The 17,706-nt window shown below is 62.6% G+C and carries 20 protein-coding genes; 11 read left to right on the top strand and 9 right to left on the bottom strand.

Annotated elements, in window-relative coordinates; all coding sequences use genetic code 11:
• Positions 1 to 7: 7 nt before the first annotated feature.
• The 3 genes from J2X19_RS19130 to J2X19_RS19120 form a co-directional block, all read right to left on the bottom strand.
• On the bottom strand, positions 8 to 793 hold the full coding sequence (locus J2X19_RS19130) for an ABC transporter permease (RefSeq protein ID WP_116607299.1): 786 nt from the start codon (positions 791 to 793) through the stop codon (positions 8 to 10).
• The gene (locus J2X19_RS19125; protein ID WP_165830862.1) at positions 790 to 1,674 is read right to left on the bottom strand and encodes an ABC transporter permease; all 885 of its coding nucleotides are present in this window, start codon (positions 1,672 to 1,674) and stop codon (positions 790 to 792) included. The genes J2X19_RS19130 and J2X19_RS19125 overlap by 4 nt, the downstream gene beginning before the upstream one ends.
• Before the next feature lie 164 nt (positions 1,675 to 1,838).
• A complete protein-coding gene (locus J2X19_RS19120; protein ID WP_405048696.1) occupies positions 1,839 to 2,933 on the bottom strand; it encodes an ABC transporter substrate-binding protein in 1,095 nt (364 codons plus the stop codon).
• A gap of 410 nt (positions 2,934 to 3,343) precedes the next feature.
• Here J2X19_RS19120 and J2X19_RS19115 point away from each other — a divergent pair, with 410 nt between their 5' ends.
• From J2X19_RS19115 to miaB, 6 genes are read left to right on the top strand one after another with little or no spacing between them, the layout of a single operon-like run.
• Positions 3,344 to 4,105: a sterol desaturase family protein gene (locus J2X19_RS19115; protein WP_116607302.1), complete on the top strand. Its 762-nt coding sequence runs from the start codon at positions 3,344 to 3,346 to the stop codon at positions 4,103 to 4,105.
• Positions 4,106 to 4,108: 3 nt separating this feature from the next.
• Positions 4,109 to 4,966 carry a fatty acid desaturase gene (locus J2X19_RS19110; protein ID WP_310375575.1) on the top strand — a complete coding sequence of 286 codons (858 nt, stop codon included), beginning with the start codon at positions 4,109 to 4,111 and terminating at the stop codon, positions 4,964 to 4,966.
• Entirely contained in the window at positions 4,966 to 6,858 is a 1,893-nt protein-coding gene (locus tag J2X19_RS19105) for an iron-containing redox enzyme family protein (protein ID WP_310375573.1), read from the top strand. The genes J2X19_RS19110 and J2X19_RS19105 overlap by 1 nt, the downstream gene beginning before the upstream one ends.
• Positions 6,859 to 6,861: 3 nt before the next feature.
• Positions 6,862 to 7,770, top strand: coding sequence for a DUF6999 family protein (locus tag J2X19_RS19100; RefSeq protein ID WP_310375571.1), 909 nt, complete (start codon positions 6,862 to 6,864; stop codon positions 7,768 to 7,770).
• 45 nt (positions 7,771 to 7,815) lie between these two features.
• A complete protein-coding gene (locus tag J2X19_RS19095) occupies positions 7,816 to 8,202 on the top strand; it encodes a hypothetical protein (RefSeq protein ID WP_310375569.1) in 387 nt (128 codons plus the stop codon).
• A gap of 40 nt (positions 8,203 to 8,242) precedes the next feature.
• Entirely contained in the window at positions 8,243 to 9,595 is a 1,353-nt protein-coding gene (gene miaB, locus J2X19_RS19090) for a tRNA (N6-isopentenyl adenosine(37)-C2)-methylthiotransferase MiaB (RefSeq protein WP_310375567.1), read from the top strand.
• Here miaB and J2X19_RS19085 read toward each other — a convergent pair.
• The 3 genes from J2X19_RS19085 to J2X19_RS19075 form a co-directional block, all read right to left on the bottom strand.
• Positions 9,592 to 10,365, bottom strand: coding sequence for a tetratricopeptide repeat protein (locus tag J2X19_RS19085; protein WP_310375565.1), 774 nt, complete (start codon positions 10,363 to 10,365; stop codon positions 9,592 to 9,594). The two genes, miaB and J2X19_RS19085, sit on opposite strands and share 4 nt — an antisense overlap.
• A gap of 29 nt (positions 10,366 to 10,394) precedes the next feature.
• Positions 10,395 to 11,069 carry a TetR/AcrR family transcriptional regulator gene (locus J2X19_RS19080; protein WP_310375563.1) on the bottom strand — a complete coding sequence of 225 codons (675 nt, stop codon included), beginning with the start codon at positions 11,067 to 11,069 and terminating at the stop codon, positions 10,395 to 10,397.
• Between the two features lie 99 nt (positions 11,070 to 11,168).
• Positions 11,169 to 11,636, bottom strand: coding sequence for a phasin family protein (locus J2X19_RS19075; RefSeq protein WP_116607309.1), 468 nt, complete (start codon positions 11,634 to 11,636; stop codon positions 11,169 to 11,171).
• A 229-nt stretch (positions 11,637 to 11,865) separates the two neighbouring features.
• Between J2X19_RS19075 and rfbB the strand changes: the two genes are divergently transcribed.
• The 4 genes from rfbB to rfbC are packed head-to-tail and all read left to right on the top strand — an operon-like array spanning position 11,866 to position 15,270.
• Positions 11,866 to 12,933, top strand: a complete 1,068-nt coding sequence (gene rfbB, locus J2X19_RS19070) for a dTDP-glucose 4,6-dehydratase (RefSeq protein ID WP_310375560.1) — start codon at positions 11,866 to 11,868, stop codon at positions 12,931 to 12,933.
• 8 nt (positions 12,934 to 12,941) lie between these two features.
• On the top strand, positions 12,942 to 13,841 hold the full coding sequence (gene rfbD / locus J2X19_RS19065; RefSeq protein ID WP_310376211.1) for a dTDP-4-dehydrorhamnose reductase: 900 nt from the start codon (positions 12,942 to 12,944) through the stop codon (positions 13,839 to 13,841).
• Complete coding sequence (gene rfbA, locus J2X19_RS19060; protein WP_310375558.1) at positions 13,838 to 14,725, top strand: glucose-1-phosphate thymidylyltransferase RfbA; 888 nt, start codon at positions 13,838 to 13,840, stop codon at positions 14,723 to 14,725. Before rfbD ends, rfbA begins: the two co-directional genes overlap by 4 nt.
• Positions 14,722 to 15,270, top strand: coding sequence for a dTDP-4-dehydrorhamnose 3,5-epimerase (gene rfbC, locus J2X19_RS19055; protein WP_310375556.1), 549 nt, complete (start codon positions 14,722 to 14,724; stop codon positions 15,268 to 15,270). Before rfbA ends, rfbC begins: the two co-directional genes overlap by 4 nt.
• Positions 15,271 to 15,347: 77 nt before the next feature.
• Here rfbC and J2X19_RS19050 read toward each other — a convergent pair whose 3' ends face one another.
• Complete coding sequence (locus J2X19_RS19050) at positions 15,348 to 15,650, bottom strand: polyhydroxyalkanoic acid system family protein (protein WP_310375554.1); 303 nt, start codon at positions 15,648 to 15,650, stop codon at positions 15,348 to 15,350.
• A gap of 147 nt (positions 15,651 to 15,797) precedes the next feature.
• On the opposite strand from J2X19_RS19050, the gene J2X19_RS19045 reads away from it, so the two are divergent.
• A complete protein-coding gene (locus J2X19_RS19045; RefSeq protein WP_116607314.1) occupies positions 15,798 to 16,100 on the top strand; it encodes a DUF1840 domain-containing protein in 303 nt (100 codons plus the stop codon).
• 54 nt (positions 16,101 to 16,154) lie between these two features.
• On the opposite strand, the gene J2X19_RS19040 is transcribed toward J2X19_RS19045, so the two are convergent.
• A complete protein-coding gene (locus tag J2X19_RS19040) occupies positions 16,155 to 17,129 on the bottom strand; it encodes a tripartite tricarboxylate transporter substrate-binding protein (RefSeq protein ID WP_310375551.1) in 975 nt (324 codons plus the stop codon).
• 107 nt (positions 17,130 to 17,236) lie between these two features.
• Positions 17,237 to 17,704, bottom strand: a complete 468-nt coding sequence (locus tag J2X19_RS19035) for a universal stress protein (protein WP_116607316.1) — start codon at positions 17,702 to 17,704, stop codon at positions 17,237 to 17,239.
• Positions 17,705 to 17,706: the final 2 nt, after the last annotated feature.

The raw sequence follows: 17,706 nt of genomic DNA, 5'->3' as shown, positions 1-17,706 counted from the left end.
ACGGAATTTATTGCTTGGCGTTCTTGGCATTGCGCCCGAACACTTGGATCAGGCCCATGGAAGCCCAGGTGATCAAGAAGGCCATGATGGCCAGCGCCGACGGCTCATACGCCTTGTTAGCCCCCACCAGTTGCAGGTACGGGCCAAACGCCGGCCGGTTCAGCAGGCTGGCCATGGTGAACTCGCCAATCACCACCGCAAAGGTGAGGAAGGCGCCCGATAAGATCGCCGAACGCACATTGGGGAAGATCACCTTGAACAGAATGGTGAAAGTGCCCGCGCCCAGCACCTCGGCGGCCTCGGTCAGGGTGCGCACATCGATGGTCCGCAATCCGGTATCGATGGAGCGGTACATGTACGGCAGGGACAAGGTAACGTAGCTGCAGACCAGCAGAAAGTCGGTCGCCCGCTCGTTGCCGGTCAGCGGTATCCACGAGTTGCTGCCGAAGATGCGCAGATAACCAAACACGATGACGATGGCCGGAATCACCAGCGGCAGCAAGGTGATGAACTCGACCAGCGGCCGCAGCTTGGGCAGGCGCAGTTGCACCCAGTAGGCGGTGGGTACCACCAGCAGCACACCGACCACAATGGTCACCAGCGCCATCACGATGGAGTAGCCGAACGTGGCCTGGAACTGCGGGTCGCCAAACACCACGCGGTAGGCCTCGAAGCTGTACTCGCCACGCAGCATGCGCAGGCTGAACTCGAAAGTCGCCAGCAGCGGAATCAGGAAGTAGCTGGCACCGATGCCGATGGCGATCCAGGCACCCAGCCGAGAAGTTGGTTTCATGTGCGGCCCCGCTCCGATTTGCTGCGCAGCCAGATGTAGCCCGCATTGGAAATACCGGTGATCACCACCATACCCAGAGCCAGCGCGTAGCCCAGGTTCGGGTTGTGCAGCACGTCGCCGCGGATCTGCGCGAACAGCAGAATCGGCACGATGTTCAGCGAGCTGCCGGTCAGCGCATAGGCCGTGGCCACCGCACCAAAAGCATTCGCAAACAGCAGCAGCATGGCACCCATGATGCTGGGCCACAGCACCGGCAGCGCCACATAGCGCCAGTAGTGGTAGGCCGAACCGCCCAGGCAGTCGCAGGCCTCGCGCCATTCACGCTTCAAGCCTTCGAGCGCAGGCGAAACGATCAGCACCATCAGGGGAATCTGGAAGTACAGATAGGTCAGCGTCAGCCCGGTAAAGCTGAGGATGCTGAAGCCGGTGGAGTACAGATCGAAGCCCAGGTACTTGCGCATCAGCGTGGTAACCAGCCCAACCCGTCCCAGGGTGGCCAGGAAGGCAAAGGCCAGGGGCACACCGGCAAAATTGGAAGCCACGCCAGAAAAGGTCATCAGCGTAGGCCGTATCCACTCGGGTAGTTTGCCTTGCACTGCGGCCCAAGCCAGCAGAAAGCCGATGATGCCGCCTCCCAGAGCCGACGCGGCGCTGATGCGGAAGCTGATCCAGTAGGCATTGAGAACGTTGTCGTCCATCAAGCCGCGGATATTGGCCAGCGTGAAGTGGCCGGCTTCGTTCTGGAACGCGCCAACCATCAGGTAAGCGGTCGGCAGAATCAGAAACAGGGTGGCGAACAACAGGAACGGCAGCACACCTAGCCAATGCCAATTCAACCCGCCACCGGGCTTGGGCGGCGCAGCAGCGGGCCCAGAAGTCAAAGAAGTAGTCACGTACGCTGCGCCTTTCAGCCAAGCACTAACTTTCTTGGACTCGGGTGCAGAGCACCCCGAGCCATGAAAGTTGTTTCACATCAACCCCAACAGGGAGCTGGCATGGCCAGGACGGCCACGCCAGCGCTATGAACGCACCAGGCGTTCGGCGCTTACTTCACAGCGGCGCCGACCACCGTATCCCACTGCTTGGTGATCACTTCCTTGGCTGCGTTCTGCTGGTCCAGCGTGGGGAACATCGCCTTGGCGTAGCCTTCGGCCGGCGGCAGCTTGTCCAGCATGGCTTTGGGCAGCTTGTTCTTGGCGACCAGGTCGTTGAAGCGGATCGGATGGCAGTAGCCGTCCAGCCAAGCGATCTGGCCTTCGTCGGAATACAAGTACTCCATCCACAGCTTGGCCGCATTGGGGTGGGGAGCGTAGGCGCTGATAGCCTGCACGTAGACACCCGCAACCACGCCGGTCTTAGGCACCACTACCTGCACCTTGGGGTTGCCCTTGAGTGCATCGCGATCAGCCAAGGCGTTGTAATCCCAGCGGATGATGATGGGGGTCGTGCCTTGCGCCAACGATGCGGCCTTGCCGATCACTGGCACAAAGTTGCCGGCCTTATTCATGTCGGAGAAGTACTTCAGGCCAGCATTGGCGGCTTTGGCAGGGTCTCCGCCACCAGTGGATACGCCAGCGGCAAACACACCCTGGATAGCCTGGTTGGCGGAACGCGGATCGCCCGCCAATGCCACGGCATTCTTATAGTCAGCCTTGAGCAAATCGCTCCAATCGGTTGGCACTTTGCTGACCAGGTCGGTGTTGACCTGGAAGGCCAGTACGCCGTAGTAGTCACCGTACCAGTAGCCTTCTGGGTCCTTGGATGAATCGGGGATGGTGGCCCAGTTCGCCACCTTGTAGGGTTGCAGCAAACCGGCCGCCTTGGCCTGTGGGCCAAATGACAAACCAACGTCGATGGTGTCGGGCGCCTGTGGGCCCTTGTTGTCCTTATTGGCCTTGATGGCTTCCAGCTCGTCGCCCGAACCGGCATCTGGATTCAGCTCATTCACCTTGATACCGTACTTGGCCTTGAAGGCGTCGATCATCTTGCCGTAGCCACACCAGGAACGCGCCAGCGCGATGACTGTGAGCTCACCCTCGGCTTTGGCTGCAGCGATGAGCTGGGCCGACTGGGCCGAAGCGCTTTGCGCGCCACCCAAGGCGACAGCGGCAGCTGCTGATACAGCAAGAACTTTGAACATTTGACGCGGCATATCACTTCCTTTTGGTTATCCGTTAGAAACACATTTGACGGTGAAAGATCAGGGCCCCGCGAACGACCTCGGCATGCAGGCAAAGCCAGCACCCTCGGCAACAGCATTCGCAAACACCCAGCCTAGGCTGGCGATGTGGTCGCAAAATGTAAGTTCTGCTTACCCCGATTGCATACTAATAGCCCCCCTGAGCTTGCGCAATCCTAGTGGCGGTTTATGACCAATCCGCGACCATTTCGTGACATCAAGCAATATGCGGGCCAGAAAACAGCGGGTTTTCATGCGCCCAAAGCGCTGCGTTAATATGCTTGTCCCATGCTGCAACCGGGCCGGGCGGCGAGCAATAGCCGGGTCCGTCACCTTCGAAATTCGTCCTACATAAAAACAACATAGAACCGATGCGCGACACCTTGCTTGGCCTTAGCTGGCACCAGATCATGCTGTGGGCTTGCATCTTCTTCGGCAGCCTGTACTGGGGCATGGGCGCCCTCAACCAACTAATTACCCACCATCTGATGCCCGCCTTGGGCCACGGCCGCACGCTGGACCCGCGCCCACTCGGACCCGGCCAGCAGGCGCGGGAGCAAACCCAGTCGGCCCTCAGCGTACTGTTGTTTGGTGTGGGCAGCGTCGTGCCCTGGAGCTTTCTGCAATGGGGCTGGGCCAGGCTAGCGGTCAACCCCAGCGGATGGCAGATAGCACTGGAGGTAGCGGTATTGGTGGTATGGAACGAAGTGCATTTCTATGCCAACCACTGGTTACTGCACACCCGCTGGCTGCGCCGCTTCCACCTGCTACACCACCGCTCGGTGGTGGTGACGCCGTGGTCCACCTACTGCTTCCATCCAGTGGAGGCATTGATGCTGGGCAATGTACTGTTGCTGCCCATGCTGCTGCACGACTTCAGCGTGTGGGCTCTGCTAAGCGTGCCAGTGTTCAGCATCGTCTTCAACAACATCGGCCATTCGAACTTCGACTTCCTGCCCGATGCGGACCGTGACCGCTGGTGGCTCAACGGCGCCCGCCGCCACCACTTGCACCATGCGTGCTACCACGGCAACTTTGGCTTCATGTTTCCGTTCATGGACCGGCTGTTCGGCACCGCGCTGCCACCCGATGCGGCCCAGGCACAGATTGCCCGCCACGGGCGCAAGCCCTGACCCATGCTGCGCCACCCGCGTGACTGGCAGTCTGTGCTGTACCTGCTGCTACTGCCTGCGCTGGCGGCCTGGCAATGGCGTTATGGCTTCACCTGGTGGCTGTACCTGCCCATGCTGTTCTTGACGCTGGGCATCAGCGTGGTCCACCACAACCTCGCGCATCTGAAGATATGGCGCAGCCGCCCACTGAACCGGGCGACCGATCTGTGGCTGAGCCTGCTGCAAGGCCACCCCGGCTTTGTATTCCACGCGACCCACAATGCCAACCACCACCGCTACCGCCATGGGCCACAGGACGCTGCCCGCACCTACCGGTTTGGCAGAGACACCAACCATCTGGTCGGCTATCTGCTCCACCCGTTTCAGGCCACGGCTGCGCTATACCCGCTGTTCTTTCGCTGGCTGGCCCGTTTGCGGCGCCGGGCTCCGGGAGCGTTTCGGTATTGCCTGCTGCAATACCTGCTGGTGGGTGGTTTGTGGGGCGGCCTGGCCTACCTCGACTGGCAAAAATGGTTGCTGCTCATCTGGATTCCACAGCTGCACGGACTGCACTGGCTGCTGGCCACCAACTACCTGCAGCATGCGCATGCAGACGGCCATTCGCGCATGGATTTCGCCCGCAACTTCGAGGGCTGGCTCAACCCTCTGCTGTTCAACATCGGCCTGCACACCGCCCACCACCTGCATGCGCGCACGCACTGGTCCCGCTTGCCGGCCCTGCATGCGCGCTACCGTGGCCAGATCCACCCCCGGCTGATCTGCGGCGGGCTGGTTCCGTATATGTTCACCACCTTTGTGCTGGGCCCGCTGCTGCCGCGCTGGCGCAGCCAATCACTTATGCAAACCAGCGAGACTGCTTGATGCCTACCCGTTTTGAACGCGTCTATATCGAATCTGCGGGCTATTTCCTGCCCGGTGCAGCGGTTGGTAATGAGGAGATGGACAACTACATTGCCCCCCTCAACCGCATCTCCGGTCGTATCAAGGCCCGCATCCTGGCCGAGAACGGCATCCAGTCGCGCCACTACGCGATCGACACAGAAGGCACAACCGTCTGCTCCCACGCCCAGATGGCGGCCGCAGCCGCACAGGACTGCCTGGCCCGCGCCGGGGCCCGCATGGCCGATGTTTCGCTGCTCAGCGTCGGCTCATCGGGTGGCGACGCGCTGATGCCAGGTTTTGCCAACATGGTGCAGGGCGAGATGGGCGCACCGCCGATGGCGACCCTGTCCAGCCAAGGCGTATGCGCGGCCGGCGTCAGCGCCTTGCTGCACGCGGCCCAGGGGATAGAACTGGGCGCCCACCACCAGGCGCTGGCAGTCGCCGCCGAAATGCCCTCGCGCATGTTCAAGCGCAGCCGGTTTGGCCCGCGCGGCTACCAAAGCGACTTCGACGCGCATTTCCTGCGCTGGATGCTGTCCGATGGCGCAGGTGCCTTGTTGCTGAGCGACAGCCCCCACGGCTTGCACGGCGCCAATGGTACGGTGGGCCGCTCCGGGGTCCGGCTCAAGCTGAACTGGATCCACCAACAGAGCTTTGCCGGCGACTACCCGGTCTGCATGCAGCTGGGCCTGAGCGAAGACCGCAGCACCTCGTTCCTCGACTACCCCAGCGCCAGCGAGGCCGAGGCGGCCGGCGCCCTGTCGCTGCGCCAGGACATCCGCCTGCTGCCGCATTTGTTCGATGTGTCCATCCACGAGTACGTCAAACTGGTCAACGCAGGCTGGGTGCAATCCAGCGAGGTCGACCACTTCCTGTGCCACTACTCGTCCGAGAAATTCATCCCGGTGGTGGCCGACCTGCTGGCCAAGGCCGGGCTAGAGATCCCGCGGGAACGCTGGTACAACAATCTGCGCACCCGCGGCAATACCGGGGCGGCATCGATCTTCATCATGCTGGCCGAGTTCATCGACACCCATAGCCTGAAGCCGGGCGAAAAAATCCTCTGCTTCATCCCCGAATCCGGCCGCATCAGCGCCGCCTACATGCTGCTGGAAGTCGAGGCCGCCGATGCCCCGATCAGCCGTTCCGCGCCCGAGCCTGTCGCCCAACCGGTTGAATCCATTGCTGCGCCGCACGACCCGCTGCACGCACCGGCCCCGCTGCAGCCGCTGCTCACTGCCCTGGCCGACATCTGGCACGGCTACCGCTCCCAAGTATGGCGCAGCCCAGTGGTCCACAAGCTGGTGGCCGGGCAATTCAGCACCGCCGACTACCGCAACTGGACAGCCCAGTGGGTGCCCCAGGTGCGCGAAGGCAGCCGCTGGATGCGCGAGGCCGTCGCCGCGCTGACCGGGCCATTTGCCGCATTGGGCGCGCTGATCGAAACCCATGCCAGCGACGAGCAGGACGACTTCCATATCCTGTACCGCGACTACCTGGCTGCGGGCGGCAGCCTGCCGCTGGACGGCCTGCGCCGCAACCCCGGAGGCGAGGCGCTGAACAGCTACCTGCACGCCCTGGCCGCCACCGAGAATCCACTGGGCTTGCTGGGCGCCATCTACGTCATCGAAGGCACGGGCCAGCGCATCGTGCCCGCCCTGCTGCCGCTGCTGCGCCAACAGCTGCCACTGCCACCCAGCGCGTTCCGCTTCCTCGAATACCACGGCGCCAACGACGAAAACCACCTGGCCCGCTGGCTGGCTGCGGTGGAAATCACCCTGGCGCTGGACCCGTCGGCCGCGGAAGCGATTCTGCAAACCGCCCGCCACACCGCCCAGCTGTACCTGATGCAGTTTGAGCACATCGCCTAAGCCATGAAAAACCCGCCCGACTTCCTGACCCAAGCCTACGACCCGCTGGACCCCAACCCCTGGCTGGCGCTGTACCTGGACCAGAGCACGCCGCTGCCCGACCACGTGAAGCAGGCCTGGCTGGCCGACTCGTGTTCGGTGTCGCGGCAGTTTCTGCTGCCCTTTGTGCGGCCGCTGGCGCGCACCTGCATTGTGTTGATCCAGGTGGTCAAAGCCTTTCTGCCGCGGCGCTGGGCGGCATCGCGCCTGCTGCACTGGCTGCTGGCCGAAGGCTTGAAGCGGCTGGTATCGCCCGAGGCCAACTGGCTGGTGATGCGCCACTTCCACCTGGGCGGGCAGATTCTGGAATTCATCGCCAAGAACGCCCCCACGCCCGTAGCCACCGCACCGCTGCAGCCGCTGCGCCTGGACGATCTGAAGGACGACTTCTTTCTCAAGCACGACCTGAACCTGTTCAACTTCGTGATCCGGTTGAACCAGGCCTTGCGCGCGGCCGGCCAGCAGCTGCATCCGGTGGTGCAGCCGGACTTCAGCATGGTGCAAGAACCGCCGCTGGCGCTGGCGCACTTCCCCCATGGCCGGCTGAACAAGATCGACCTGCAAACCGCCATCGAGTGCTTCACGCCGATCTACCAGCTGTTCCTGACGGACAACGACTTCTGGCGCGCCGCCAATTCGCTGCAGCTGGACGAAACCGTGGGCATCTACGTGGCCACCATCCTGAACACGCCGCAGCACCTGATCCTGCTCAACAACAAGCATCCGCTGGTGCCGCTCAGCACCTTGCGGGCCGGGCACCGCCTGGTGGTCCATGGCCTGTCGACCGAAATGCTGCATGCGCTGCTGATGCAGATGAAGTCCGCGCAGGCCGCCGAGGCGCCGCCAGCACCCGCTTCCCCCACCCCACGGTAAAATCCGCCCTCCACCAGCCTCTGGATGTACACCACGAACCGCTGCATGACTATCCCTGCCCCCACCCCATCAGCTATTAAAAATGTAGCTACTAGCGCAGCATTTATCTGCGCTAGCGCCTTGTTTTCTTTAAATTCCTGGGCACAGACCCGGGAGTTCCCGGCCGCTGCCCTGCGCGGCTCGCTGGAAGTGACCGTGCCGCCCCAGGTGGTGCTCGATGGCAAGCTCGACCAACTCTCCCCCGGCGCCCGTATCCATGGCACCAACAATATGCTGTTGCTGTCGGGCGCCCTGGTCGGCCAGAAGGTCAAAGTGAATTACATCCGGGAAATCAACGGTGCACTCTCCGAGGTGTGGGTGCTGACCGAAGCCGAGGCTGCGGTCAAACGGCCTACCGCCAATCCCTCGCGCTTCTTTACCTTTTTCGATTAAGCCTGGGCCGCTGGTCGGCCCTGCGCACTGAGAGTTCCCCATGTCCAAAAAAGTCTTTATCAAAACCTTCGGCTGCCAGATGAACGAGTACGACTCGGACAAGATGGTCGATGTGCTGCACGCCGCCCAGGGCTACGAGGCCACGCAGAACGTGGACGAGGCCGACCTGATCCTGTTCAACACCTGCTCGGTGCGCGAGAAGGCGCAAGAGAAGGTGTTCAGCGACCTGGGCCGCATCAAGCACCTGAAGAAAAAAGGCGTGCAGATCGGCGTTGGCGGCTGCGTGGCCAGCCAGGAAGGTGCGGCCATCATCGCCCGTGCGCCCTATGTGGACGTGGTGTTCGGCCCGCAAACCCTGCACCGCCTGCCCGAGATGCTGAACCAGCGCGCGCTGCAAAGCCGCCCGCAGGTCGACATCAGCTTCCCCGAGATCGAGAAGTTCGACCACCTGCCGCCGGCCCGGGTCGAAGGCGCGTCCGCCTTCGTCAGCATCATGGAAGGCTGCTCCAAGTACTGCAGCTACTGCGTGGTGCCGTATACCCGCGGCGAAGAAGTGTCGCGCCCGTTTGAAGACGTGCTGGTGGAAGTCGCCGGCCTGGCCGACCAGGGCGTGAAAGAAGTGACGCTGCTGGGCCAGAACGTCAACGCCTACCGCGGCACCATGGGTGGCACGGCGGAGATCGCCGACTTTGCGCTGCTACTGGAATATGTGTCCGACATCCCTGGCATCGAGCGCATCCGCTACACCACCAGCCACCCGAATGAATTCACCCAGCGGCTGATCGACGCCTACGACAAGCTGCCCAAGCTGGTCAGCCATCTGCACCTGCCGGTACAGCACGGCTCGGACCGCATCCTGATGGCCATGAAGCGCGGCTACACGGCTATGGAATACAAGAGCACGGTGCGCAAGCTGCGCGCCATCCGCCCGGATATGGCGATGAGCAGCGACTTCATCGTCGGCTTCCCCGGCGAGACCGAGGAAGACTTCCAGAAGATGATGAAGCTGGTGCACGACGTGGGCTACGACAACAGCTTCAGCTTCATCTTCAGCCCGCGCCCCGGCACCCCGGCGGCCAACCTGGCCGACGACACGCCACACAGCGTCAAGCTGGCGCGATTGCAGCATCTGCAGACCGTGCTGAACGACAGCGTGCGCGCCATCGCCGCCAGCCGCGTTGGTACGGTGCAGCGCATCCTGGTCGAAGGCCCGAGTAAGCGCCCCAGCGCCGAAGGGCTGGAGCTGATGGGCCGCACGGAATGCAACCGCGTGGTCAACTTCCAGGGCCAGCCGCGCCTGGTCGGTCAGATGGTCGATGTGCGGGTGACCGAAGCCATGTCGTTCTCGCTGCGCGGCGAGATCCTGGTGCAAAAAACCGCGGCCGCGGTCTAACTGTCGAGTTCGGCCCGCGCCATGTCGGCGTCCAGGTGCTCCATCGCATCCAGCGGCGCGGCGGCGGCGGCCTGTTCGTAGAGCCGGGTGGCCTCGGCCATACGCGATTCTCCATCCAGCATCACCAGGGCATTGGCGTACTCGACCATCGCAATCGCCGAGCCGGGATTCAGGCGCAGGGCTTCCTGCAGCAGCTTCAGGCCCACATCCTTGCGCACGCCATAGGTCATGCTGCCGATCAAGGGGCCGACCTTGTCGATCACCTCGGCATGGAAAGCCCCAAGCGCAATATGGGCGCCCACGTGCCGCGGCTGCAGGCGGATGGTCTTTTCCAGCGAATCCTTGACCTTGCCGCCCAGGCCCCGCGCCAGCGCTTTGGCCACGCTGATGCCCTGGCTGTAGCGACCCAGTGCATACGCATGCCAGTACCAGGCATTGGCGTTCTGGGGATCGGCCAGCGCCTGGGCTTCGGCGCGCTCGGCGACATCCATAAACAGGTCCAGCCGGGTTTTTTCATGCGGCTCGAGATAGGTGGCGTAGATGCTGATGGCCTTGTTGGCCACGGTATAACCCGGGCAGCCGATCTGCAGCCCGGCATCGGCCGCCTTCTCGAACTCGCCGTTATGGAACAGGGCCCAGGCCTCCAGCAGCAGCGCATCGGTGGGCAGCGGCTCGGAGTCGCCGCGGTGCAGCCGTTCCCAGCTCTTGGCGGTGCTGACCGCATCAAACGCATATTCGCCCGGGTGGGGGAACGTAGTCCATTGGGCCATGGCGTGTCTCCTGGGTGAATGGACGGGTTTCAGGTCGTGGCTTGGGCGGCCGGGCTGGCGTAGGCCGACACAAGGGTGCGCAAATGCTGGCGCTGGCTGGGCTCTAGGTAGGGCAGCAACAGGTTCAATACATGGTGGGCGCCGCGCAGCAAGGCCTGCTGGGCGCTGTCGGCTTCCAGCGCATGGCGGGGGTCGCGCACATATTCAAAACTCAGCCAGTAGGTGAGCATGACCACCATGCTGGTCGCAGTGGCCTCGGCTTCGCGCGCATCGATCTGCAGGGCACCGGCCTGGGCCATGCCGTCGAGCAGGACTTGCAAGGCGCGGGTCTTGTGCTTCAGCACACCCTGGAAATGGGTCTCCAGATGCCGGTTATTGCTCAACAGGTCGTTCAGATCACGGTACAAAAAGCGGTACTGCCAGATCAGCTCGAACAGGGTGTGCATGAAGAACCAGGCGTCTTCCACGTCGCGCACGCCATCGCTGGCGCTGAGCAGCTCGGTCAGGCCGCTCTCGTAGCGGTCGAACAGCGCATTGATCAGCTCTTCTTTGGCAGGGTAGTGGTAGTACAGGTTGCCGGGGCTGATGGACAGCTCGGCCGAGATCAGGGTGGTAGAGACATTGGGTTCGCCAAACCGGTTGAACAGATCCAGCGTGACCTCCAGAATGCGTTCTGCAGTGCGGCGCGGCGCTTTTTTCGCCATGGATGTCTTCCCCCGTGATGGAAGACTGCACTCTACCCCAGGCGATCCCACAGTTGCACTAGGGATCGCGCTAGTGCATCCACAAACCCAAGGAAGAAATCAAGCGTCCGGCTTGGCCGCGCGGGCGGCCTTGGCCTTGACTGCAGGTTCTTGCTGGGCCACCAGGGTTTGCACCAGCTGGCTCAATTCTTCGATCCGGGCAGTCAGCACCTCGACATCGCGGGCCGACGGTACACCCAGCTTCTTCAAGGCCTTGGCAACCCGGTCTTCAAAGATGTTCTCCAGCTTGTCCCACTGGCCGGTGGCGCGCTCAGAAATGCCCTGGGCCATGCTGGTCATCTTGCTGGCCGCTTCGGCAAGTTTTTCTTCGGCCATGGCCTGCGACTTGGTTTGCATGCCAATGCCGTCTTTCACCAGGGCTTCAAAGACTTTGCTGCCCTCTTCCTGCGCCTTGGCAAAAGCCCCCAGCCCCGCTAGCCAGATTTGCTGGGCCGAATCTTTGACGCTGGGCTTGGGAGGTACGTCGGAAGGGTTGTCGCCAGCGGGGTTGTGTTGCTGCTTGTCCATGGGGGTCTCGCAAAGTGGGGGTTAGATTAGCCGTAGCCTATGGCAATTGCGGCGCATGGCAAGCACTGTACGCAGTGTCATACGCCGGGTGTAGGTGCGGCATCCTAAATGGCTAGAGCGAACGCTCTAAGGCTAGCAGCGGATTGCCTCCAATCCAGTGGGATAAACTTTACCAGCTAAGGCGCTGAGTGGCACAGGCATACCAGCGCCATGTTCTACAAGGAAAATTATGATTCTCGTCACCGGCGGCGCCGGCTTTATTGGCGCCAATTTTGTGTTGGACTGGGTGGCGCAGCAGGGCGAACCGGTCGTCAACCTCGACAAGCTCACCTACGCCGGCAATATCGAAAACCTGGCCAGCGTGCAGGCCGACAGCCGCCACATCTTCGTGCAAGGAGATATTGGCGACAACGCCTTGGTCACCCGCTTGCTGGCGGAGCACCAGCCCCGGGCCGTCATCAACTTCGCAGCCGAGTCGCATGTAGACCGCTCCATCCACAGCCCCGAAGCCTTCATCCAGACCAATGTGGTCGGCACTTTCCAGTTGCTGGAAGCCGTACGCGCCTACTGGGGCAGCCTGACGGGCGACGCCAAAGCCGGCTTTCGCTTCCTGCATGTGTCCACGGACGAAGTCTATGGATCGCTGGCCGCCAGCGATCCAGCGTTTACCGAGTCGCACCCCTACGAACCGAACAGCCCGTATTCGGCCAGCAAGGCCGCCAGCGACCACCTGGTACGCGCCTACCACCATACCTATGGATTGCCGGTGCTGACCACCAACTGCAGCAACAACTACGGCCCTTACCACTTCCCGGAAAAACTGATCCCGCTGATGGTGGTCAACGCGTTGGCCGGCAAGCCCCTGCCGATCTACGGCGACGGCCAACAGGTGCGCGACTGGCTGTATGTCAAAGACCACTGCAGCGCCATCCGCCGCGTGCTCGAAGCCGGCCGCCTGGGCGAAACCTATAACGTGGGCGGCTGGAACGAAATGCCGAACCTGGACATCGTCCACACCGTCTGTGGCCTGCTCGACAGCCTGCGCCCGCGCGCCGACGGCCAGAGCTATACCAGCCAGATCACCTATGTGACCGACCGCCCCGGCCACGACCGCCGCTACGCCATCGACGCCGGCAAGATCGAGCGCGAACTGGGCTGGAAGCCTGCCGAAACCTTCGCCACCGGCATCCGCAAAACCATAGAGTGGTATCTGGCCAACCCCGAATGGGTGGCCCGCGTGCAAAGCGGTGCCTACCGCGACTGGGTGCAGACCAACTACGCAGCCCGCGCCGCATGAAGCCTGCGCTGAAAATCCTGCTGCTGGGCAAGAACGGCCAGGTCGGCTGGGAACTGCAGCGCAGCCTGGCGGTACTCGGGCAGTTGACCGCGCTGGACCGCCATAGCAGCGATTACTGCGGCGACCTCAACCAGCTGGATGGCCTGGCCGATACCGTGCGCCGCCTGCATCCCGATGTCATCGTCAACGCCGCCGCCCATACCGCCGTAGACCGGGCCGAGAGCGAGCCCGAGCTGGCACGCACGCTGAACGCCCTGGCCCCCGGCGTGCTGGCAACCGAAGCCGAAAAGCTCGGCGCCTGGCTGGTGCATTATTCGACCGACTATGTGTTCGACGGCAGCGGCAACCAGCCCTGGCGGGAGACCGACAGTCCAGCCCCGCTGAGTGTCTATGGCCGCAGCAAGCTGGAGGGCGAACAGCGTATCCAGGCCACCTGCAGCAAACACCTGATCTTCCGTACCAGCTGGGTCTATGCAGCGCGGGGTGGCAACTTTGCCAAAACCATGCTGCGCCTGGCCCGGGAACGCACGCAACTCACCGTGATCGACGACCAGATCGGTGCGCCCACCGGGGCTGAGCTGCTGGCCGATGTGACAGCGCTGGCCTTGCGCTCGGCCATGGCCGCCCCCGCTTTGGCAGGCATCTACCACCTGGCGGCGGCCGGCCAGACCTCCTGGCACGGCTATGCGCGCTATGTGCTGAGCCTGGCCCAGCAGGCCGGCGTAGCCCTGAAAGCCGGCCCCGATGCCGTCGAAGCCGTGCCCACTACAGCCTTTCCGACTCCCGCCAAGCGGCCGCACAATAGCCGCCTGGACACCCACAAACTGCAAGCCGCCTTTGGCCTGACCCTGCCCGACTGGCAGGACGGTGTGGCCCGCATGCTCAACGAGACACTTCCCACCCCATGACCCAACGCAAAGGCATCATCCTCGCCGGCGGCTCCGGCACCCGCTTGCACCCCGCCACCCTGGCCATCAGCAAACAGCTGCTGCCGGTCTATGACAAACCGATGATCTACTACCCGCTGAGCACACTGATGCTGGCCGGCATACGCGACATCCTGGTCATCAGCACGCCGCAAGATACGCCGCGCTTCACCCAGTTGCTGGGCGATGGCTCGCAGTGGGGACTGAACCTGCAGTACGCGGTACAGCCCAGCCCCGACGGCCTGGCCCAGGCCTTTCTGATCGGTGAAGACTTCATCGGCAACGATCCCAGCGCTTTGGTGCTGGGCGACAATATCTTCTACGGCCATGATTTTGCCCAGCTGCTGGGCACAGCCGATGCCAAAACCGCCGGTGCCTCGGTGTTTGCCTACCATGTGCATGACCCCGAGCGCTACGGCGTGGTGGCGTTCAATGCCCAAGGCAAGGCTACCAGCATCGAAGAAAAGCCCGCCCAGCCGCAGAGCAATTACGCCGTCACCGGCCTGTATTTCTACGACAACCAGGTAGTGGATGTTGCGAAGGCCGTCAAGCCCAGTGCCCGTGGCGAGCTGGAGATCACCGCCGTCAACCAAGCCTACCTGGACCGGGGCACGCTGGACGTGCAAATCATGCAGCGCGGCTATGCCTGGCTGGATACCGGCACCTTCGACAGCCTGCTGGAAGCCGGCCAGTTCATCGCCACGCTGGAGCGTCGCCAAGGCTTGAAGATCGCCTGCCCGGAAGAAATCTCCTGGCGCAACGGCTTCATCAGCAGCGAGCAGGTCGAACGCCTGGCCCAGCCGCTGGCCAAGAACGGCTATGGCCAGTACCTGCTGCGCATGCTCAAAGAGGAGCTGCGCAAATGAAAGCCACGCCCACCCGCATCCCGGATGTGCTCATTGTCGAGCCCAAAGTGTTTGGCGATTCCCGCGGCTTCTTTTACGAAAGCTTCAACCAGCAGGCGTTTGCCCAGGCCACTGGCCTGGATCTGGCCTTTGTGCAGGACAACCATTCGCGCTCGGCCCAGGGCGTGCTGCGCGGCCTGCACTACCAGGTACAGAACCCGCAGGGCAAGCTGGTGCGCGTGGTGCGTGGCGCGGTGTTCGATGTGGCGGTGGACATCCGCCGCAGCTCGCCCACGTTCGGCCAATGGGTCGGTGAGGAGCTGTCGGAAGACAACCACCGCCAGATGTGGGTACCGCCCGGCTTTGCCCATGGCTTTCTGGTGCTCAGCGCATCAGCCGATTTCTTGTACAAGACCACCGACTACTACGCACCCGCACACGAGCGCTGCATCGCGTGGAACGACCCTGCTATTGGCATAGAGTGGCCGGATGGCATTACGCCGCTGCTGTCGGCCAAGGATGCGGTCGGGGCTGCACTGCAAGACGCCGAAGTATTTACCAGTTGAACTGGCTGCAAACGCTATACAAAAAATAGCTTCTGGCGCTTATATAACAAGCGCCAGCGGCCTTTTTCTTATAAATTTCAGGCTTGAGCCGCCTGCGCCAGCAGCTTGTCCATCCGCCGGGCCACTTCGGTCTCGATCTTGTCCTGGAATGCGCTGAACAAGAAGCCCAGCTCGGCGTCCAGCACAAAGCGGTCTTCGGTGACCTGCACCGTCCCACTCACGCCGGCGCGTTCAAAGGAAATCTCGTCGCAGCTCGCGCCCTCGACATAGGTGCAGCTCAGGCCCAGCCGGCTTTCTGCTTGCTCTAGCCATTCGTTGGCGAGCTTGCGTGCGGCGGGCAAGCCCAGGGTATGTTCACGCTGCATATGGATGTCGGACACTCAAAATCTCCTGTGGGAAATGGACATGGCCCAGGTGGCACGCGACCCGGGGATAGCGCACATCCTAGGGAAGTTACGGGCCGCATCATGCCAGTCTAACGGCAGCAAGCCGGGCACAATGGTGACACCATTTCCAACGGAGCTTCCATGATCTACAAATTCAAATCCAAGGCGGACGGCGACCTTGTCATGCTCGAACCGAATGGCCGCCAGATACTGGATATTCTGGGCAAGACCACCGGTGCCCACGGCATCATCCTGCCGGCCGAAATCCCGGGCGCAATCAGCGCGCTGGAGGCCGCCATCGTGCAAGACAACGCTGCCCGCCGCGCCGCCACCGCCGAGGCCAAGGCCCATGAAATGGACAGCGTGTCGCTACAGCAGCGCGCCAAGCCCTTCATCACCATGCTGCAGCGCTGCGCCAAGGACAACGTCGAAGTCGTCTGGTAAATAAAAAAGCCGCTGGGCCTGGCGGCGCAGCGGCTTAGATCAACACAGACGCAATCAGTCCGCGTACACGCCGGCAGCCTTGATGACAGGGCTCCACTTGGCGATTTCAGCCTGCACGTACTTCTTGTGCTCCGCGGGTTCGACACGTTTGTCGGTCACCACTACCGCACCCAGGCCTTCTTGCTTCTTGATGAAGTCTGGGTCCTTCAGCGCCACTTTCAATGCTGCGTTGATCTTGGCCAGTACGTCCGGTGGCGTGCCTTTGGGCGCATACAGGCCATGCCAGATGGTGACTTCAAAGTCTTTCAAGCCCAGTTCCTGCAGTGTGGGCAGGTCCTTCAGGGCCGGAGTCGTCAGGCGCTTGCTGCTCGCCACGGCAAACGCCTTGACCTTCTTGGCTTCGATCTGGCCAGAGGTGTTGGTCGTCTGGTCGCACATCAGATCGATCTGGCCACCGATCAGGTCGGTCATCGCCGGAGCCGCACCCTTGTAGGGCACGGTGGTCATGTCGGACTGCAAGGCGCTCTGGAACAACAGGCCGCACAAATGCGATGCCGAACCCACACCCGCATTGCCCAGATTCACCTTGCCTTTGTTCTGCGCCAGCCAGGCGGTCAACTCTTTGTAGTTGTTGGCCGGCATGCTGGGTTTGGTCACCAGGGTCATGGGCACTTCATTGACCAGACCCAGGTATTCAAAGTCGCTATCCACCTTGAAAGGCAGGTTGCGCACCAGCCCTGGCATGGTCGCCATGGCGATGTGGTTCAACAGCAAGGTATAGCCATCGGGCGTGGCCCGCGCCACCTTGGCGGAGCCGATCGAGCTACCGGCACCGGCGACGTTGTCCACCACGATGCTGACGCCGCCCAGGGGCTTGCGCAAAGCTTCGGCCAGGTCACGGGCTACCCGGTCGGTAGGGCCGCCAGCCGAGAAAGGCACGACGATGCTGACCGGCTTGCTGGGGAAATCGGCCGCCTGGCTGCACACAGCGACAGCCGCCAATGCGACCAAGGTAACGAGTTTTTTCATGGATGCTCCTGTTGAACTGGGGCGATCATAGCCAAGCCCCTGTGTTTCAGCGTATGGGAAACCACGTAGGCCGGAGCATGGGAAATCACCTAGTCCGGCCAGAAAAATCAGGCCGTTTCCTCGAATTCTGGCTCCGCTTCCGGCGCCTCACTCGGCTTGATCAGCATCACCGGCACCTTGGCCGCATGCAGCACCTCGTGCGACACCGAGCCCAGCAGCGCACTGCGCAGGCTGCCCTTGTCGCGCGCGCCCATCACCACCATGTCGCAGGCAAAGCGCTCCACGATGTCGATCAGCGTGTGGGCCGGGTCGCCGGTGGCCACTTCGGTGGCGTACGGAATACCGGCATGCCGCAACAAGGCCTCGCCGGCCTTCAGCGCCTTGGCACCGGCCTGGGCACTGGCCCGGGCGATCAGCGCCGGATCGGCCGCCATCACCATCTCGTACAGGTGCGCGGGCTCTTGCACATTGGCCAGCACTACCTCGGCCTGCAGGCCCTGGCGCACCATGCTGATGACCTGGCGCACGGCCTGCAGCGACACCTCGGAGCCGTCTAGGGGTAACAAGATCTTCATGG

The organism is Rhodoferax ferrireducens, assembly GCF_031458075.1.
Lineage (GTDB): Bacteria > Pseudomonadota > Gammaproteobacteria > Burkholderiales > Burkholderiaceae_C > Rhodoferax_B > Rhodoferax_B ferrireducens_A.
This window is presented reverse-complemented; position numbering and strand designations above follow the sequence as displayed.